At 67.2% G+C, this 1,990-nt stretch carries 2 protein-coding genes; both read right to left on the bottom strand.

Annotation, left to right across the window (positions count from 1 at the left end):
* Positions 1 to 225: 225 nt before the first annotated feature.
* Positions 226 to 1,167: an EamA/RhaT family transporter gene (locus ACXJKR_RS30950; protein WP_457326109.1), complete on the bottom strand. Its 942-nt coding sequence runs from the start codon at positions 1,165 to 1,167 to the stop codon at positions 226 to 228.
* Positions 1,168 to 1,246: 79 nt separating this feature from the next.
* A partial coding sequence (locus ACXJKR_RS30945) for an ABC transporter substrate-binding protein (RefSeq protein WP_457326108.1) occupies positions 1,247 to 1,990 on the bottom strand: 744 nt, incomplete at its 5' end.

Here is a 1,990-nt window from a genome sequence, read left to right as displayed (position 1 = left end):
GCCCTGGCCGCCTTGGGGCTGAGCATGCCCGCATGCCTRCTGGTCCTCATGCTCGCGCCTGCGGTCACTGTCATTGGATACGAGCTGTTCGGCTACCGGCACGTCGGCGAGGCGTTGCGTCGCGCGATGCAGTGAGGGCGCGCCCCCGGGCCATGCGAGTGAGGCGCACGGCTGGGGCGCGAGCCGCATGCGGTGCGGCAGCTGGCCTACGGCATGAACTCTCGCCTAAATCGAGAGGCACACGCCGGCCAGGCCGATCATCACGAGGCCCAGCCCATACAACTCACGCTTGGTCAGCGTCTGTTCCTGGAAGATCCTCCTGGAGACCAGGTAGCTGAAGAAGACCTCGACGAGGCCCAGCGTGCGGACTTCGGACACGGACTGCATCGCGAACGCGGTGAACCAGGCGATGGACGCCACCGCGCCGGCGAGGCCGGCGGCGGAGGAAACCCGCCAGCTGGACAACGCACCACGAACGGTCGCGGGTGACCGCCACAGGAACCAGCTCAACATGAGCCCGGACTGCACCGCCTGGGCCCACATCACCCCCCAGGCGCCGGCCAGCCAGGGCGAAAGCTCTGGCACCTGCAGCGCCGCGCCGCGAAAGCCGACGGCCGACAGCGCGAAGCATGCGCCGGAGGCCAGTCCGAAGATGGCAGGGCGCAGTCGCGAGTGGTCTGCGCCATCGTCGTCCTTGGCCGCGGGCCGCTGCTGCAGCGCCAGCAGAGCAATGCCCGCCGTGGCTACCACCATCGCCGCCAATGCGAGCGCACTCGGCAGCTCATGCAGAAACAGGGTGCTGAACATCGCGACCTGCAGGACCTCGGTCTTCGAGAAGGCCACGCCGATGACGAACTGGCGGTCCTTCATCGCGGCAAGCAGGAAGGCGGTCGCGGCGATCTGGCAGACGGCGCCGCCGACCAGCCAGGCGAAGTAGGGCACGCCGAAATGCGCCACCGGCGCAGTCGTCGCGGGCGACGCCTGAAGGATGAACACCCAAAGGGCCGCGAAGGGAAGTCCGTACAGAAAACGAACCAGCGTCGCGCCCAGCGTGCCGACCTGGGAGGTCAGGGAGCGCTGGGCGGCGTTGCGCACGGACTGGGCCAGTGCGGCCAGCACGACGATGGGAATCCAGGACCAGGAGGGGAGCGCGTGTGGGAACTGCATGGGTTTTGTCGTGCCGCCCTGAGCGGCCGCGCCGTCGTGGCGACGCGGCGGCCGAGCATAGGGCGGGTCCTCCGTCGGTTTACTTCGTCAGCGGGCAACGTCCCTTTTGCAGGGGAGCGAAGGCCTGATCGGCCGGGACCGTCGCGACGACGTTGAAGACATCGGCCTGGCGCTTGTTCTCACCAGGCTGCTTCACCTGGAGGATGTAGAGATCCCGCACCAGGAGGCCATCAGCACGGATCACGCCATTGGGTGCGTAGAAGTCGTTGACAGGCGTGGAGCGCATCTTGTCGTTGACGGCCTTGGCGTCGTCCGACCCGACGGCTGCCACCGCCTTAAGGTAGTGCATCGTCGCGGAGTAGTCGGCGGCATGCACTTCCGTCGGGAACTTGCCCGTCCGCTTCTGAAACCGTTCTGCCCAGGCCCTGCCGTCCGGCTCGCGATCCCAGTAGAAGCTTGCCGTCGTGTACAGGCCCTTCGCCACCGGCAATCCCATGCCGATGACGTCGGTGTCGAAGAGCTTCATCGCCACCAGGGACTGCTTGCCGCTTCGCGTCAGGCCGAAGTCGTTGGCCGCCTTGATGGCGTTGACCGTGTCGCCGCCGGCATTCGCGAGCCCGATGAACTTCGCGCCCGACGCCTGAGCCTGCAGCAGGTAGGAGGAGAAGTCAGGGGTGTTCAGCGCGTGCTTGACGGAGCCGAGCACCTTGCCACCTGCCGCCTGGATGGCCTCGGTCGCCTGGCGCTCCATCGTCTTGCCGAAGTTGTAGTCGGCAGTCAGGAAGTACCAGGTGTCCGCGCCTCGCTTCACCAGGATCTTGGG

Source organism: Roseateles sp. P5_E11 (assembly GCF_054049355.1).
This window is presented reverse-complemented; position numbering and strand designations above follow the sequence as displayed.